The 16,461-nt window shown below is 57.7% G+C and carries 19 protein-coding genes; 10 read left to right on the top strand and 9 right to left on the bottom strand.

What is annotated here, in order from left to right; translation table 11 throughout:
* Window positions 1–175 precede the first annotated feature (175 nt).
* Window positions 176–445: a hypothetical protein gene (locus SJY32_RS06655; protein WP_376873138.1), complete on the top strand. Its 270-nt coding sequence runs from the start codon at window positions 176–178 to the stop codon at window positions 443–445.
* 6 nt (window positions 446–451) lie between these two features.
* Entirely contained in the window at window positions 452–1,477 is a 1,026-nt protein-coding gene (locus SJY32_RS06650) for a sensor histidine kinase (protein WP_376873136.1), read from the top strand.
* A gap of 86 nt (window positions 1,478–1,563) precedes the next feature.
* On the opposite strand, the gene SJY32_RS06645 is transcribed toward SJY32_RS06650, so the two are convergent.
* Entirely contained in the window at window positions 1,564–2,124 is a 561-nt protein-coding gene (locus SJY32_RS06645) for a YcbK family protein (protein ID WP_376873133.1), read from the bottom strand.
* 107 nt (window positions 2,125–2,231) lie between these two features.
* On the bottom strand, window positions 2,232–2,471 hold the full coding sequence (locus SJY32_RS06640; RefSeq protein WP_376873130.1) for a hypothetical protein: 240 nt from the start codon (window positions 2,469–2,471) through the stop codon (window positions 2,232–2,234).
* Window positions 2,472–2,498: 27 nt separating this feature from the next.
* On the opposite strand from SJY32_RS06640, the gene SJY32_RS06635 reads away from it, so the two are divergent.
* The 4 genes from SJY32_RS06635 to SJY32_RS06620 all read left to right on the top strand — a co-directional run bounded on the left by SJY32_RS06635 (window position 2,499) and on the right by SJY32_RS06620 (window position 6,809).
* On the top strand, window positions 2,499–4,106 hold the full coding sequence (locus SJY32_RS06635; RefSeq protein WP_376873128.1) for a murein L,D-transpeptidase: 1,608 nt from the start codon (window positions 2,499–2,501) through the stop codon (window positions 4,104–4,106).
* Window positions 4,107–4,233: 127 nt separating this feature from the next.
* Window positions 4,234–5,325, top strand: a complete 1,092-nt coding sequence (locus SJY32_RS06630; protein ID WP_376873125.1) for a UDP-3-O-(3-hydroxymyristoyl)glucosamine N-acyltransferase — start codon at window positions 4,234–4,236, stop codon at window positions 5,323–5,325.
* A gap of 12 nt (window positions 5,326–5,337) precedes the next feature.
* Complete coding sequence (locus SJY32_RS06625; RefSeq protein ID WP_376873123.1) at window positions 5,338–5,601, top strand: acyl carrier protein; 264 nt, start codon at window positions 5,338–5,340, stop codon at window positions 5,599–5,601.
* Entirely contained in the window at window positions 5,601–6,809 is a 1,209-nt protein-coding gene (locus SJY32_RS06620) for a beta-ketoacyl-[acyl-carrier-protein] synthase family protein (protein WP_376873120.1), read from the top strand. The genes SJY32_RS06625 and SJY32_RS06620 overlap by 1 nt, the downstream gene beginning before the upstream one ends.
* 101 nt (window positions 6,810–6,910) lie before the next feature.
* Here the strand turns inward: SJY32_RS06620 and SJY32_RS06615 are convergent, their stop codons facing one another.
* On the bottom strand, window positions 6,911–7,543 hold the full coding sequence (locus tag SJY32_RS06615) for an invasion associated locus B family protein (RefSeq protein ID WP_376873117.1): 633 nt from the start codon (window positions 7,541–7,543) through the stop codon (window positions 6,911–6,913).
* A gap of 536 nt (window positions 7,544–8,079) precedes the next feature.
* On the opposite strand from SJY32_RS06615, the gene SJY32_RS06610 reads away from it, so the two are divergent.
* Window positions 8,080–9,678, top strand: coding sequence for a helicase HerA-like domain-containing protein (locus SJY32_RS06610; protein ID WP_376873114.1), 1,599 nt, complete (start codon window positions 8,080–8,082; stop codon window positions 9,676–9,678).
* 71 nt (window positions 9,679–9,749) lie between these two features.
* Here the strand turns inward: SJY32_RS06610 and SJY32_RS06605 are convergent, their stop codons facing one another.
* Window positions 9,750–10,055, bottom strand: a complete 306-nt coding sequence (locus tag SJY32_RS06605; RefSeq protein WP_376873112.1) for a DUF6477 family protein — start codon at window positions 10,053–10,055, stop codon at window positions 9,750–9,752.
* A gap of 254 nt (window positions 10,056–10,309) precedes the next feature.
* Here SJY32_RS06605 and SJY32_RS06600 point away from each other — a divergent pair, with 254 nt between their 5' ends.
* Entirely contained in the window at window positions 10,310–11,443 is a 1,134-nt protein-coding gene (locus SJY32_RS06600; RefSeq protein ID WP_376873110.1) for a DUF6456 domain-containing protein, read from the top strand.
* Window positions 11,444–11,529: 86 nt separating this feature from the next.
* Here SJY32_RS06600 and SJY32_RS06595 read toward each other — a convergent pair whose 3' ends face one another.
* Window positions 11,530–12,078: a peroxiredoxin gene (locus SJY32_RS06595; protein WP_376873108.1), complete on the bottom strand. Its 549-nt coding sequence runs from the start codon at window positions 12,076–12,078 to the stop codon at window positions 11,530–11,532.
* 245 nt (window positions 12,079–12,323) lie between these two features.
* Here SJY32_RS06595 and lipA point away from each other — a divergent pair, with 245 nt between their 5' ends.
* A complete protein-coding gene (gene lipA, locus SJY32_RS06590; RefSeq protein WP_376873105.1) occupies window positions 12,324–13,277 on the top strand; it encodes a lipoyl synthase in 954 nt (317 codons plus the stop codon).
* 28 nt (window positions 13,278–13,305) lie between these two features.
* On the opposite strand, the gene SJY32_RS06585 is transcribed toward lipA, so the two are convergent.
* The gene (locus SJY32_RS06585) at window positions 13,306–13,488 is read right to left on the bottom strand and encodes a hypothetical protein (protein WP_376873103.1); all 183 of its coding nucleotides are present in this window, start codon (window positions 13,486–13,488) and stop codon (window positions 13,306–13,308) included.
* Between the two features lie 126 nt (window positions 13,489–13,614).
* Between SJY32_RS06585 and SJY32_RS06580 the strand changes: the two genes are divergently transcribed.
* Window positions 13,615–14,082 (top strand): type II toxin-antitoxin system RatA family toxin, encoded by a 468-nt coding sequence (locus SJY32_RS06580; protein ID WP_376873101.1) that lies wholly within the window; start codon window positions 13,615–13,617, stop codon window positions 14,080–14,082.
* A gap of 63 nt (window positions 14,083–14,145) precedes the next feature.
* Here SJY32_RS06580 and SJY32_RS06575 read toward each other — a convergent pair whose 3' ends face one another.
* The 3 genes from SJY32_RS06575 to SJY32_RS06565 all read right to left on the bottom strand — a co-directional run bounded on the left by SJY32_RS06575 (window position 14,146) and on the right by SJY32_RS06565 (window position 16,460).
* On the bottom strand, window positions 14,146–15,324 hold the full coding sequence (locus tag SJY32_RS06575; protein WP_376877626.1) for an ammonium transporter: 1,179 nt from the start codon (window positions 15,322–15,324) through the stop codon (window positions 14,146–14,148).
* Between the two features lie 165 nt (window positions 15,325–15,489).
* Window positions 15,490–15,981, bottom strand: coding sequence for a CinA family protein (locus SJY32_RS06570; RefSeq protein ID WP_376873098.1), 492 nt, complete (start codon window positions 15,979–15,981; stop codon window positions 15,490–15,492).
* A complete protein-coding gene (locus SJY32_RS06565) occupies window positions 15,978–16,460 on the bottom strand; it encodes a phosphatidylglycerophosphatase A (RefSeq protein WP_376873095.1) in 483 nt (160 codons plus the stop codon). Before SJY32_RS06565 ends, SJY32_RS06570 begins: the two co-directional genes overlap by 4 nt.
* Between the last annotated feature and the right edge of the window lies 1 nt (window position 16,461).

Below are 16,461 nucleotides of genomic sequence, written 5' to 3'. Positions count from 1 at the left end.
GCCCTAATTTTATTCTTTTTGTCACATCGAAGTGATAATACCGCATTCCGTTGGGGGAGCGGTTGACGTGGTGGCGCTATCATATACAATCATGAGTTGAGTTTTCGTCACTTTAATCGCGAGACCTTACGCTCGGCCCTTGCCGGGCGTCTTCCACATTAGGAGAGATGGTTTTTTGGGTGCCCCAATTCCGTTTAATGAGCCTGAAAGGCTGGCTTTCGTAAAAGGTCTGCGCGTTGGTCCGACTGATGTGTTTGAGGAGATCCAAGGCCTTTGCGAACTCGCTTCGGATATCTCCGGGGCGCCAATCGCGCTTGTCAGTTTGATAGATGAGCAAGATCAGGCCTTGCTCGCAAGTGTTGGGCTTGGTGACTTGAGGCGATCCGACCGCGAGAACTCGTTTTGTGCCCATGCGATCATGGGGGCCGAGCAGTTCGAGATTTAGGATGCTTTGCTGGACACTCGCTTCTCCAACAACCCGCTTGTGCTCGGGTGGCCCAGCATTCGCGCGTATTTCGGGACTGTGCTCGAGCCGGCGCCCGATATGCGGTTGGGGGCGCTTTGTGTGATTGATACCAAGCCCCAAACCTATCCGGAACCTGTCAAGGCCAGCCTGAAGAAAATCGGCAAGGCGATTGCAGCTCTGCTCGTTTCTCATCGCGAAAAACTTGAGTTGCGGGATGCGTCGCGAGAGGCGTCGCGTCTCGCGGATGACGTGATCGAGATGAACGCCCACTTGCAAAACTCTATGGCGCGCACGGCCTCGGCGGAAGCGGCAAAGAGCGAATTTCTCGCCACGATCACACATGAATTGCGCACGCCGCTCACCTCCATCAAGGGGGCATTGAGTTTGCTGAACGGCGGTGTCGATCCCGCGTCGGGCGATAGCGCCAAACGTATGATTGCGATCGCGATGGATAATGCCGAGCGCCTGCATACGATGATCGACGAAATCTTGCTGTTGCAAACGGCCACCGCGGAGGAGCGTCCATCCTCTAAAACGCAAGGTGTCGATCTGGGAGATTTGAGCCGCGCCGCCACGGAAAATTTTGAGGCCCTTGCTGCGGGGCGGGATATTTCGCTTACGGTAACGGATGAGGCTTCGCCCTGTTGCGTGAAGGGGGATCGCAAGCAGCTCGAACGTGTCATGGCAAATTTGCTTTCGAATGCTGTGAAATATTCGAAAGTGGGCGGGCATATCAATGTGCAACTGACCCGTTCGGATGACGGTGTGCAGGTGGATGTCATCGACGACGGTGAAGGCATTCCGGACGAGTCGGAGGATAAAGTTTTCGGTTTGTTTTCACAGGTCGACGGCTCTGCAACGCGCGCGCATGGCGGATCGGGGATCGGGCTTTATATCTGCCAAAAAATCTTAAAAGCCCACGGGGCGACGATCGGTTACACGAGTGCGATCGGGCGAGGGACCACGTTTACCGTTAAATTCCCCAAACTGGTTCTCGAGCCTTGCGCGTAGATACAAAAAAGCCCGCGCGATGATCTGATCGGGACAGGCATGTCACACCAGATCATCGCGCGGGCTTTTTCAAACAGTCTTGCGTTTTAGCCGTTCCAGTGACGGACCGGGCCGCAATCCATATGCACAAAGTTGGACCGGTTGTATTTTCCTACACCGCCCGCGTTGCAAGTTTGAGCCGCCTTGAACATCTGCCCGACGGAGCGCGACTTGAGGCGAAGATCGGCAGCTTGGCCGACCATGTGCAGCGAGTGCTTGGCAACGCCGCTCGAGCGCGAGCGGAGCATCGCGTTGGTTTCAGGCGAACGGTAGCCAGAAAGCATCATATAGGGTTCGTTAACATCCATCAGATTATGCGCAGCGGCGGCGATGTCGATATTGCGGACGTCATAGTTGATCACTTTGTTATTCCGCCAATCGCGCATGAAGTGATTAATCTCTTTCAGCGCATCGGGGATATATTTCCCCTCGATCCAGTAAACCGTATCGATGCTTTCGCCCGTCCGGCCGGAATACATGCGGATGCGGCGGATGTCGCCTGCGCCGCGTAAAATGCCGAAGGCGTTGGAGGCTGTGGGGGCTGCGGCGACCATGGTTGCTGCGAAAGCACCGAGAAGTCCGCGCCGTGTCATGGAGGGTGTTGTCATGTCAGATGCCTGTCCTGCTCTGTCTGTCGATTTGAACGCGCCGATTTTACGATACGGCTTGGGAATTCATTAACCGCGCAACTAGGTAACTTTATGACACGAAAGCGCTAGCAGGCCAACTGCGGATTCGCACCCATGTCGCGGCGATCAAAAATATCGGCAAGAATCTGCGCACCACGTCTATGTGTTGCAACTCTGCCGCAAAGATTAGCGTTGCGCGACATCATGGCCACAAGATCTGCCGAAAGGGCCACAGGGCCCGTCGCGGCATAGACTTCACTGAAAAACTCAAGATAACTTGTGTTAACTTTTTTATAGATTTGGGGCTTGTTATGGGCATTGGACACGGGCGCATCGCCACATTTGGACGCGGTATGATCGTTGGCGGTCTGGCGGCCTTATTGGGAACCACGGGGATCAATACCGCCGCGTTGGCGCAAACCGGTGTGGGGCCTGTGCAAACGTCGCAGACACAGGTTGCGACGATTTCAGGTTTCAAGCAAGCGATTGCCGAGGCCGCCGCGGTGGATACGGCGCTGGCCGATTTCTACGCCGCGCGGGATTACCAACCGATTTGGACGACTGCAGAGGCCGCCGATCGTCGTGCGGCTTTCTTCACGGCGCTTGACCGCGCGGGCGATCATGGCTTGCCGCTGTCGCGCTATGATGCCGAGGGCCTGCGGGCGCAATTCGCCGCCGTTAATTCGGAACGCGGTCGCGGTAAACTCGAGGCGCAGATGTCGCTGGCCTATCTTGCCTACGCGCAGGATTTGAGCTCGGGCGTTTTAACGCCCGCGAAAGTTGATCCGACGATCGTGCGTGAAATCACGCCGCGCGATCATGGCGAGTTGATGACGGGGTTGGCGGGGGCTGATCCTGCGCGGTTCCTCGCGAGCTTGGGGCCACAAACACCGCAATATGCCCAGCTTCAAAATAGCAAGATGCAGCTTGAGGATGTTATCGCGCGCGGCGGTTGGGGGCCGGAGGTTCCGCTCGGAAAACTTGCGCCCGGGGCGCAAGGGAAGGCCGTCGTTGCGCTGCGTAACCGGTTGCAGGCGCTGGGATATTTGGGCCGTTCGGCCACGGCGGAATATAGCGGCGAAGTGCAAAGCGCGGTGCAACAGTTTCAGATTGATATGGGGCTTACATCCGACGGGATCGCGGGCGAGAGCACGTTGCAGGCCCTGAATGTGGGGCCGCAAGAGCGACTGCAATCGGTTTTGGTCGCGATGGAGCGCCTGCGCTGGATGAACGGCGCGCAGATGGAGGGGCGCTACATTTGGGTGAACTTGCCTGACTTCAATGTCCGTATTTTTGACGATCACAAGATGTCGTTTGAGAGCGTGACGGTCATTGGGCAAAACCAAGGTGACCGCAAAACGCCCGAGTTCTCCGACGAGATGGAAGTCATGGTGATTAATCCGACGTGGCATATCCCGCGGTCGATCACGGTGAAAGAATACCTGCCGATGATGCAGCGCAACGCAAATGCGGCGGGGCATTTGAAAATTTACGACAGCAAGGGACGGGAAGTCTCGCGCGGCAACATCAATTTCGCGCAGTACAGCGCGCGCACATTTCCCTATGTCATGAAACAACCGCCGAGCGATGGGAATGCGCTGGGGCTGGTGAAGTTCCTGTTCCCGAACAAGTATAACATCTACCTCCATGATACGCCGTCGAAATCGCTGTTTACGAAAGAGGTTCGGGCGTTTTCACATGGCTGCGTTCGTGTGCAAAAGCCGTTTGAGTTTGCTTATGCTCTGCTTGGAAAACAAAGTGATACGCCGGAAAAGGACTTCACGACTTGGTTGAACAGCGGCCGCGAAACAACTGTAAAGCTTGAACAAAAAGTGCCCGTGCATATCGTTTACTTCACGGCTTATCCCTCGGTCTCGGGCCGTATGGAATATCGCCGCGATATCTATGGGCGTGACGCCATGTTGTGGGCGGCGCTTAACAAGGCCGGTGTAGAACTTTAATGCCAGCGCCGCGCGCGGGTCAGACGGCAACGTGATCGACCTGCGCGCGTGATCGCTCTGGCAACTGCGCCGTGCGCCCTTTAGATCTGTGCGGGAGCATTTCGCCCTTGGTATCGGAGGATCTTCTATGTCCGCAACACTTGCCCAAATCGCACAAGCCCTTGGCGCACGCGCCATTGGCGATTTGACGATTGAAGTCTCGGGCGCGTCCGAACCCGCAAGCGCCGGACGCGATCAGATTGCCCTTGCTATGACCGAAACCTATGCAAGCGGCCTCTCGAAAGGCAACGCCCGCGCGGCGCTTTTATGGGAGGGTGCGGATTGGACGGCTTACGGTTTGGAGGCGGCGATCTTTGTCGCGCGGCCGCGTCTTGCAATGGCGGGCTTATCGAAAGCTTTCGATAAGGGGCCAGAAATTGATCCGGGCGTGCATCCAACCGCAGTGATCGATGCGAGCGCCGAGATTGGCGAGGGGGCCGCGATTGGCCCGTTCGTTGTGATCGGCCGCGATGTGAAGATCGGCGCAGGCGCCCGCATCGCCTCGCATGTCACCATTGCGCATGGATCAACTATTGGCGATAACGCGTTGATTATGCACGGCGTTCGTATTTGTCATGCTGTTACGATCGGTGACGGATTTATTGCAAACCCAGGCGCAGTTATCGGCTCGGACGGATTTTCATTCGTCACGCCAGAGGAATCCGGCGTCGAGGAAATCCGCAAGACGCTCGGACAGCGCGATGAAATCCGCGAACAGCACTGGACGCGGATCCATTCGCTTGGGTCTGTGCAGATTGGGGATGACGTCGAGATCGGCGCCAACGCGACCATTGATCGCGGTACGATCCGTGCGACCAAAGTCGGGCGCGGGAGCAAGCTCGATAACATGGTCCACATCGGGCACAATGTTGAGGTCGGGGAGGATTGCTTGCTGTGCGGGCAGGTCGGCGTGGCGGGCAGTTCAAAAATCGGCAATCGCGTCGTGCTTGCCGGGCAGGTCGGTGTGTCTGACAATATTTTCGTGGGCGATGATGTGATTGCGGGCGGAGGCACCAAGATTTTCACCAATGCGCCTAAGGGCCGCGTGTTGCTGGGAAGTCCGGCGCTGAAGATGGAAACCCATGTGGAGGCGCAAAAGAATATCCGCCGGCTGGGCAGATTGTTTGCGCAGGTCGCAGAGCTTCGGGAAACTGTTACAAAACTGGGTCAAAAGAGCTGAGACGAGGCAAAAATGAGCGACACCGTGAAAGACCGTATTATTTCGATCATCGCTGAAGAAGCGGTGATGAGCCCGTCCGATCTTCGGATGGATATGACGCTCGACGAGCTCGGCGTCGATAGTCTGGGATTGGTGGAGAGTATCTTCAAGATCGAAGAAGCTTTCGATATCTCGGTTCCCTTCAATGCCAATGAGCCGGGCGAGTCAGATTTCGATATCTCCTCGATCGGGGCTATCATCGCGGGCGTTGAACGCTTGGTCGCGGCGCGCGCGTGATGCGGCGCGTTGTGGTGACGGGCGCGGGGGCGGTTTCTGCCCTCGGGCTTACGGCGCGGGAGACGATGGCGGGCATGGCCGAGGGCAAGAATGGCATAAGCCAGCTTGCCTTTGATGATGTCGAGCGGTTGTCGATTCAGATTGGCGGTCAGATCCATAATTGGGATGGGGCGGCGCTGTTCGAGAAGGGCAAACTCGCGCTTTACGATCGTTTCACGCAGTTCGCGTTGAAAGCGGCGCAGGAGGCGATCACTCAATCAGGCTTGGAGCTAAGCGATGAGGCGCGGCTGAAGGCCGGATGTATCATGGGAACGGCAGGCGGCGGAAATTCCACCATAAACGACAGTTTCAAAACGGTCTTTGAGGAGGGTAAGAACCGTGTTCACCCCTTCGTCGTCCCGAAATTGATGAATAACGCTGCGTGCTCGCATATCTGTATGGAGCAAGGCTTGATGGGGCCGAGCTTTTCGGTGGCGACGGCCTGCGCAAGTTCGAACCATGCGATCGGCCTCGCGTTTCAGATGGTCCGTTCGGGCATGGCGGATGTCATGCTGGCGGGCGGGTCTGAGTCGATGTTGAACTTTGGCGGCCTGAAAGCTTGGGAGGGCTTGCGTGTGATGTCGAAAGACGCGTGCCGCCCGTTCAGCCTTGGCCGGAATGGAATGGTGCAGGGCGAAGGCGCGGGCGTCTTCGTGCTGGAAGATTATGCGAGCGCCACCGCGCGCGGGGCGGAAATTCTTTGCGAAATCAAGGGATTCGCAATGAGCTCGGACGCAGGCGATATCGTCATGCCGTCCGTCGCGGGGGCGGGACGCGCCATTTCCGGCGCGCTGCGTGATGCGGGCCTGAACGCAGATCAAATCGGCTATATCAACGCGCATGGAACGGCCACCGCCGCCAATGACAAGACGGAAGCTGCTGCGATCCATGCTGAATTCGGGGTGGCTGCGGAGCGGGTGATGGTCTCGTCGACCAAAGCGATGCACGGGCATTGCATCGGCGGAACCGGCGCGATCGAACTGTTGGCCTGCATTCTTGCGCTACGCGACGGTGTGATTGCGCCGACGATCAACTTTGAGGCGGCGGATCCGGATTGTGCTTTGGATGTCGTGCCGAATATTGCGCGTGAGGCAAAGGTTGATTTTGTTCTCTCAAACGCGTTTGCCTTCGGTGGCCTGAACGCTGTTTTGGCAATGGGTCGCGTGTAATCAGGGGCTTACGCTGATATCTTAAAGTTCTTGATGAAGTTGAAATAGAAAACGCCGCCCGTCGTATGAGGGGCGACGTTTATCATTCATCTCGTCTGAGATTATTTCGCGTTAGCGGCTTTGACGGCATCAAAAGCGGCGGTGAAACCGTTCAATGAAATATCGACCGATACGCGCTTATCGGGTGCTGCCACGGGGATCAGCGTGACCGTCGCCTTATTTCCCTTTTTGAGGGCTGCAAGCTCCTCGCCGGTAAAGCCGATCCGTGCAAAACATCCTGGCTGTGCGCAGAAGCTGAACTGATAGGCGCGTGGTTTTGCGCTATCAACGGCAATCGCGAGGCCAGGCGTCAGCAACGTTTCAAGCGGAACCATCACGGTCGCGCCAGCGACGGCTTCGCTGCCGTCCGGTAGGGCGAGAAGGCTGATATCGGCGATGGTCTGGCCGGTTGTATCCTTCAAAACTTGGTAGATTTCGCACGGATCGTCGCCGTCCTCTGTGCGAATGCATTGCAATTGCCAATCCCCGAAGGTTTCCGCGGTATAGGCCTTGCCGATATCATCTGGTCCTTGATCGGCGGGAGTCTCGGTGGCGGTGTCCGCTGGCGTTTCCGCGGGTGTCGCGGCGGGCGTTTCGGTCTCGGCGGCATCAGGGGCCGGAGCATCTTGAGCGAGCGCGGGGCCAACCAATGCGAAAGACAGCGCAACAGCAAGCGGTTTGGTCAAGTCAATCATCTATCCGTCCAATCAGAACAATGTCTAAGCGCCTTCTAGCATGCAGCTTTTGGGATGTCAGGGGGGCATCGCGCGCAAGAGTTCGTCATAAAGATCACATTGCGGGCGCGTCGGCGCTTCTTCGCTTGTCTGCGACATGACGGGAAACTGGACGTCGGCGCAACCGATCTCGGCGCTGAGCGAGGCGCGTGCCATTCGCGGCGGGGTTATCACAAGGCATTGATCTGAAATGGAAAAAGGGCCGCGATGCGAACCCTTTTTCTCTTATTTTCCCTGTCAGACCGGCCGACTTGTTGTGTCTTCACGCTAGGCAGGGTCGCGGTGGACGTCAACGAAAATGTGAAAACCTATCCTTTTGCGCCGCATCACTCGGAGAAAAAAACCGCACCCGAAGGTGCGGCCAGTTGACAGGGAGGAAAACCGACAGGGGCAAGGAAATCTCCTCGACTCTCGCCCGAGGCTGTCGATGCATTCAGTCTGGCACATAAGGGTTAATGAAGTATTGTGGGGCAAAGTGTTAAGTGTAGGGAAGTGTAATGACCTCGGTTCTGACCCAAGATGGAATTTTCGTAGGCGGCGGTGGCGAGGGATATAGCGCGCCACAAGAGATGCTGCTGAAATATGGCAACCGGCATGGATTGATCGCCGGCGCTACAGGAACAGGTAAAACCGTTACACTTCAGATTCTTGCGGAGGCTTTCTCAACGGCCGGCGTGCCGGTATTTATGGCTGATGTGAAGGGCGATCTGTCTGGTATGGCGGTCGCGGGATCGGCGGATGGCAAGCTGCACGAGCCGTTCATGAAGCGCGCGCAGACGATCGGCTATACGCTGGATTACGCGGCCTTTCCTGTCACATTTTGGGATATGTTCGGCGAGAAGGGTCATCCTGTTCGCACCACGATTTCTGAAATGGGGCCGTTGCTGCTGGCGCGGTTGATGGATTTGACAGAGGCGCAAGAGGGCGTTCTCAATATTGCATTCCGCATCGCCGATGAGGAGGGTTTGCCGCTTCTCGATCTGGAAGATCTGCAGGCGATGTTGCTGTTCGTGGGGCAGCAAAAGGAGGAAATCTCGCTGCGTTACGGCAATGTTGCGACGGCGACGATCGGCGCAATTCAACGCCAGCTTCTGGTTCTCGAGAATGAGGGCGGTGCGAATTTCTTTGGCGAGCCGGCCTTGGATCTGAAAGATCTGATGTCGCACGCGCCCGATGGACGCGGCCGGATCAATGTGATGGCAGCGGATCGGCTGATGTCCAGCCCGCGGCTGTATTCGACCTTCTTACTTTGGCTATTGTCCGAGTTGTTCGAAGAATTGCCGGAAGTTGGCGATGCCGATAAGCCAAAATTCGTTTTCTTCTTCGACGAGGCGCATTTGCTGTTTGATGACGCCCCCAAGGCGCTGGTCGACAAGGTGGAGCAGGTTGCCCGGTTGATCCGTTCCAAAGGGGTGGGGATCTATTTCATTACCCAAAACCCCGCGGATGTCCCCGACGGCATTCTGGGGCAGCTCGGCAACCGCGTGCAGCATGCGTTGCGGGCGTTTACTGCGAAGGATCAGAAAGATCTACGGCGCGCAGCGGAGAATTATCGCCCCAATCCGCGCTTCGAGACGGAGGATGCGATCAAGGAAGTGGGGACGGGCGAGGCGGTGACATCCTTCTTGCAAAACAAAGGGGTGCCGGGCGTTGTGGAGCGCACGTTAGTGCGTCCGCCGATGTCACAATTAGGGCCACTGAGCGCGTCAGAGCGGCAAGAGATCATGGCGGGCTCCTCGTTCGGCGCAAAATACGACGTCACCATCGATCGCGAGTTGGCCAGCGAATTGCTCGCAGCACGGGCGGCGGCCGCGGCCCGCGATGCCGCCGCAGCGGAGGACGCGCTTACGGAGCGCGCCGCGCAGGATGCGGAGAAAGCCGAAGAAGCGCGTGAGTTCAACAAGGCTCGCCGTTTCGAGCCGATCGATTTTGATCGCTCCTCAAACACAACGCGGAAAACCTCCAAGCGCAGCAGCGCGTCGCGATCGGATAGTCTTGCGACGACATTTGGAAAAAGCCTCGTCAGGCAACTTGGAACCAAAGCCGGGCAACAGCTGGTGCGCGGGATTTTGGGTTCTTTATTCAAAAGTCGTTAACAGATTATTGTTTCCATCTAATAAACAAAGGGGCGCCCGTTTTGGGCGCCCCTTTTTCGAATGTCGGGGTGTTAAACCGCCCCAGTGCTTGGCCCCTTGCGGGCGGGCAAAAGGCGCGCCTCCGCCAAAATTGCGATAAGAATCTCAATATGGCGGTTCAATGAATAGGTCGTCTCCCCCGATTGACGGACCTCCTCAAGCTGCGCCTCCTCATCGATTAGCCGCGCCAATGCGGCCTCAGGGCCTGGGGCATCCGTGCCGCGCAGCAAGCGCCGCAGGTCGCGCTTGCGGTTATATTGCGCAATCCCGAGGCGGGCTGCGCGCACCAAAAGGCGCGGACGTTTGAGTTCAGCCAACAAGCTATGGATATCGGTCATGTGTTTTTCCTCTCGCTTCCACCGCACGGGAGAAAAACACACCCCAAGCGGGTGTTGCGCATTTTAACAAATCAGCGAACGCCGCGCTTTCGATTATTTATGATTTGTCAACAATTCTGAGTTTCCAAGACGTTTATTAACCAACAGGTAATCAATGCAACTCACGGTTGTTACTGCAAAACTAAGCGCAGGAGTGAAACTCCTGCACCGATCCGGGGGAAGATATGACTCTGTCGCCACGGCCAGGGGAAGAAATGCCCGGCTGGCTGCCGCATTATGCCCGTCTGTATCTGCGCCACGTGCAACAGGGGGTCTCGATCCGTGCACTCGCGCGTTCGGAGGGGTGTCATCCATCGACGATCTCGCGCCGCATGCGCCGTATCGAACAACGGCGCGATGATCCGCTGATTGACGAGCTGCTGACGCGTTTGGAGGATGGGGATCCTCTGACAGCGTTCCGGATATCCAAAGCTGATGTCCATTTTTCTGGGGAACTTGAGGGAGTTACAAATATGACTGCACCTATGCGCCGCAAAACAGCGGAAACCTTTGATGAAACATCGATCCACAATGAAGCGCGCCGGATTTTGCGCCGCCTCGCAGAACCGGGCGCGTTGCTGGTGGTGGCGGGCGATTTGGGCAAGGCGGTCGTGCTAAAACGTCAGGTGCGCACGGCGGTGATGGATCGTGACATCGCGCAGGCCTTCGCCGTCAAGGATTGGATCACCGTCGTGCATTCGGGGCGTGTTACGACCTATGCCATCTCGAATACGGGGCGCGCGGCCTTGAAGCGGATTTTGGCGATCGATGCGGGCATGCGCGAAACGATGGACGAGCCGTTTGATCCCGCCGATGAGGGGTTTGACGACACATTCGCCAACCAGCACCGCTTTATGGGCGAGCGCGAGATCCACGAGGTGGAGCGGCAGACGCCCAAACGCGTTCGGATGAACTTGGCGGAAAGCCCTCTTGGCGTTTTGGCGCGGCGGCGGGACAAGGGCGGTGATCCGTTCCTGACGCCGGATCTGGTTGCTGCGGGCGAGCGGTTGCGCGAGGATTTCGAATTGGCTCAGATGGGGCCCCGTGTTGCGCAAAACAGGGAACGGTTTATGACCGGCGGAGATCGCGGCGGGTTCAATCCGAATGGCGGTGGTTCGGGTGGCTCGGAGCGTGCGCGCGACCGCGTTGCGCTTGCCCTGCGGGATTTGGGGCCGGGTTTGGGAGATATGGTCTTGCGCTGCTGCTGCTTCTTGGAGGGGCTGGAGGCTGCGGAGCAACGCCTTGGCTGGTCGGCGCGGTCAGGTAAAATTGTCCTGCGGATCGCATTGCAGCGCCTGAAGCGCCACTACGATGAAACCTACGGTGGCGCGTCGCCTTTGATCGGGTGATCATGAGAGACTGAAAAAAATGCAAAACGCCGCCCGATGGTACGGGCGGCGCCTAGGATCGCGCACAAACGCTTTGTCGACGTCGATTAGGCGGCGACTTCTGCGTTTGCTTCGACAAGCCAGTTCAAAACAGTTTCCGGCGAGGAAACGCCGTAAGGGTCTTCGCCGTGGTTATCGGCAAGGCCCGGTTCTTCGAACCACGCCTCGATTTTCCCATCATTGACAATGGCCGCATAGCGCCACGAGCGCAAGCCGAAGCCGAGGTTGTCCTTGCGCACGAGCATCCCGACGCGGCGGGTAAATTCGCCCGAGCCATCAGGGATGATTTTCACATTTTTCAGGCCCTGCGCCTTCGCCCATTGGTTCATCACGAATGCGTCGTTGACCGAGAGGCAGTAGATTTCGTCGATCCCTTGCGCTTGGAAATCGGCAAAGCCGTTCTCGAAGCCCGGAAGCTGGAAGGTCGAGCAGGTCGGGGTGAATGCGCCCGGCAGTGCAAAGAGCACCACGCGTTTGCCTGCGAAGAAATCAGCCGTGGTTTTTACGTCCCAGCGGAACGGGTTATCGCCACCGATTGAATCGTCGCGCACGCGTGTCTGGAACGTAACTTGGGGGAGAGTTGCGCCGGTTTGCATCTAAGGCTCCGTGTTATGTGAATTCCGCGCTAGTTTAAGCGCCCCGCCGACGGGTCACAACTGCTGACCTTGCATATGCGGCATGATTTTGCTGCAACGCAGTGATGCAAAACGGGCATGAGCCTCCGCGTGATGGCTTGCTGTGCAAGGGTAATTCCCGCCTGCGCCGCGTTGCATGCCGTCCCAAAACGGCCTATGAGTCGCATAAGGCAAGGCCCCGATCGGCCGAGGCAAAGGAACATGCGATGCGCGATCTCAAACTTCCCGAACAGCGTCACCCTGAAAAGGCCCGCAAGCCGGATCAGGCGCAGCCAAAAAAGCCCGAATGGATTCGTGTAAAGGCGCCGACCTCGCAAGGCTATAAAGACACGCGTGACATCATGCGCGAGCACAAGCTGACGACTGTGTGCGAAGAAGCAGGATGCCCAAATGTGGGCGAATGCTGGTCGCAAGGCCATGCGACAATGATGATCATGGGCGAAGTTTGCACGCGCGCCTGCACCTTTTGCAATATCGCGACCGGCAAGCCGCCTGAGGCGCTCGATGTGTTCGAGCCGGGTCGCGTGGCGGATGCGGTGAAAAAGCTGGGGCTGAACCACGTCGTGATCACCTCGGTGGATCGTGATGATGTTGAAGATGGCGGCGCGGAGCATTTCGCGCAAACCATCCGCGCGATCCGTCGCCAAGCGCCGCAGACCACCATCGAGATTCTGACGCCGGACTTTATCCGCTGTGATCCCAGTGTGTTAGAGATCGTTGTTAAGGCAAAGCCTGATGTGTTTAACCACAATTTGGAAACCGTCCCCGGCCTCTATCCGGAAGTGCGCCCCGGCGCGCGATATTTCCATTCATTGCGTTTGTTGCAGCGCGTGAAGGAGTTGGACCCGACGATGTTTACCAAATCGGGCATCATGGTTGGCTTGGGCGAGGATGCGCAGGGCGTCAGGCAGGTGATGGACGATATGCGCGCCGCCGATATCGATTTCCTGACGATCGGCCAATATCTCCAGCCCACGCCGAAGCATCACCGCGTTGACCGGTTCGTGACCCCAGAGGAATTCAAGAGCTATGAGAAGGCCGCCTACGGGAAGGGCTTCTTGATGGTCTCGGCCACGCCGCTGACGCGGTCATCCTACCACGCGGGCGATGATTTCGAACGCTTGCGCGCCGCGCGGTTGGCGCGTCACGCTCACGCCTGACCGGCGCATGCCGAGCTGCGCTCGTGCCTCATTCGGGGCGCCAGCGCAGCTTGCGGGTCTCGCCCTGCGCCCAATCAGGCCAAAGACCGTAGCGATCCAGCACAACGATCAAAACGCACACAGCAACGACCCCAAACACGAGTTTGATCCGCCCCATTGAAGGAGGATTGCGCACCCATTTTGTCATTCGCAGGAACCAAATCGGGTTCATTGTGTCGCACCTCCTCCGTGAGCGGGGCTTGGCGGGCCAGTTGCCCTTGATTTCTGCCGCCCGTTTTTCCAAAAGGGGGCGCGGCCTGCATCATGGCACGGATCGCAAGCCGAGCAAAGGAACGCCATGCCGCAACATTCCGAGACCCGCGCAATGCCTTACACGGCGCAACAGATGTATGACCTTGTGGCCGATGTCGCGCGCTATCCCGAATTTTTACCGTGGAATTCCGCCGCGCGAATCCGTTCGCGCAAGGATGGATTGCCCGATGAAACGGGCGCCGTTCCCGAGGTGATGGAAGCCGATTTGGTGATCTCGTTCAAAGTGTTCCGCGAACGGTTCGGCTCGCGTGTGACGCTGTGGCCAGATCGCCCGCAAGTGGATACGGAATATCTTGATGGGCCATTCAAGTATTTGAAATCCTATTGGAAATTTGCGGACCGCGAAGACGGCGGCTGCACGGTCGAGTTTTTCGTCGATTTCGAATTTAAAAACGCGCTTTTGCAGGGCGTTATCGGCATTGTCTTTGACGAGGCTATGCGCAGGATCGTGAAGGCGTTCGAGACGCGGGCGGCAAAACTTTACGGCGCATGAGGGCGGAAAAATGCCAAAACGGCGCGATGTCTCGCGCCGTTTTCGTTTAGAATCAAAGCGTTATTAGCTGTTTATGTCGTAAGCGCGCTCTCCGTGCGTGGAAAGATCCAAGCCGTTCGTCTCGGCTTCCAGATCGACGCGCATCGGCGTGATCCACCCGATCAGCTTTGCCAGGATCCAGGTCATACCAAGCGTATAAACCCCGACGATCACCAGTGCGCCGACTTGCGCGATAAAGCTGCCTTGGCCAAAAATCGCGATCATCACTGTGCCGAAAATGCCGCCCACGCCGTGCACGGCGAAAACGTCGAGCGTGTCGTCGATCTTCAGGCGCTCGCGGATCAAGTTGACGGCCTCTTGGCACAGAACCCCTGCAACCAGCCCGATGATCACCGCCTGAACGGGCGTCACAAAGCCCGAGGCGGGGGTGATCGAGGCAAGGCCAGCGATCGTGCCGGTCACGATACCGATCAACGAGGCGCGTCCGAATTTGATCTTTTCCCAGACCATCCACGAGAGCGACGCCGCCGCCGCAGAAAGATGCGTCACAGTGATCGCCATCGCCGCGTTTCCATCCGCCGCAAGCTGCGATCCGCCGTTGAAACCGAACCAACCGACCCAGAGAAGCCCTGCGCCGATGGCCACCATGCCGGGATTGTGCGGCGCGGTATGGCGGTTTTTACGTGGGCCGATCATCACCGCGATGAGAAGGGCGGCCAGCGCTGCGGTTTCGTGGACAACGATTCCGCCCGCAAAATCTTTCGTGCCAACCGCGCCGAAGATCCCGCCGTCGGACATCATCCCGCCGCCCCAAATCCAATGCGTCACTGGCGCGTAAACCAACAGCATCCATGCCGCCGAGAAGCCCATTACCCACCAGAAGTTTACGCGCTCCACAAATGCGCCCAGAATCAGCGCAGGCGTGATGATCGCGAAGGTCATTTGAAACGCGAAGAACAGGATTTCGGGGAGGGTGCCTTTCAGCGTACTTGCGTCAATGCCGATGAGCATCGCTTTGTTCAGGCCGCCCCAGATCGCATTGGCCTCGCCAAACGCGATTGAATAACCGACCGCCATCCAAAGCAAGCTCATCAGCGCCGCAATGGCGAAACATTGCATAAAGACCGACAGCACGTTTCGTGCGCGCACCAAACCGCCGTAAAACAGGGCGAGGCCCGGAAGTGTCATCAGCAGAACCAAAGCCGTTGCGACCATGATCCATGCGGTATCAGCTGCGTTCATCATTACCCCTCCAATTGTTACGGCGGAGGGATAATCATGCCGGGAATGACGGCGAAAGAGGCGCTAGCGGTTTTCGGCGTCGTTTTTATGGGCGTTTTATGGAGAGAGCAAAATATAATCGGTTTTTAGTAGCCTGTGATATAAAATTGGGCGGCATAAATATGCCTAAGCTTTTATCAATGCTGCATTTAAAATCATCATTAAGGCGTGGTCGCATGCGGCTGCGCGGACTGCGGCGCGGCCTCGCGCACCAAATTCAACCGTCTCGCTCCACAGGTCTATCGTCGCATCAAAAGACTTGGTCGCGATGGCAAAGCAAACGCGGCCCTCAGGTTTGTGATCCGATCCGCCTGGCCCCGCGATCCCGCTGATAGAGACCGCGATCTGGGCGCGCGCCGCCTCCAGAGCGCCGCGCGCCATCTCGCACGCGACCGCCTCGGATACCGCGCCAAAGCTTTGCAGTGTGGCGGGAGAAACGTTGAGCATCTCCGCCTTGGCGGTGTTGGAATAGGTAACGAAGCCTCGCTCAAACACCGCTGAGGAGCCTGCGATATCGGTCAACGCGGCGCTGACCATGCCGCCGGTACAGCTTTCGGCCGTCGTAATGCGAAGACCCAATGATCTTGCGATTTCAATGATCTGCGCGGCGATACTCATAGGAAGATGATATGATAGATGATGCCGAGAACGAGCGTCGAGACGCCAGCAAACACGCCCGCCCACAGATCGTCAAGCATGACACCAGCAGGATCGTGGCGCGCGTCGGCGCGGCCCACCAACCAAGGCTTGGTGATGTCAAAGAGGCGGAACAGAACAAAGGCCGTGATGGGCGCAGGCCAAGCCATCGCAAGATCCTTTGAGAAGAAGGCAACGGCCGGAAACAGCATCGCCAGCCATTGGCCCGCAACCTCGTCGATCACGATCTCGGAAGGATCTTCCCCGGGCCGGTCTTTTAGCGCCACGTTGATGGACCAAAACCCGAGGGCTGTGACGGCAAGCGTTGCGATCAGTAAGGCAGGGAAGCCGACGTAGCGCTCCAAGCCCCAGCCGATGAGCAGCGCCGCGAGCGAGCCCCAAGTGCCCGGTGCGGGGCGCATCAGACCTACGAAGCCGAAGGTATTGATAAATCTAATCATT

Origin of the sequence: Albirhodobacter sp. R86504, from assembly GCF_042466415.1 — a bacterium.
In the GTDB taxonomy this organism is placed as follows: Bacteria; Pseudomonadota; Alphaproteobacteria; order Rhodobacterales; family Rhodobacteraceae; genus Albirhodobacter.
Note: the sequence above shows the minus strand (reverse complement) of the source record. Positions and strands in the feature narration are given on the sequence as shown.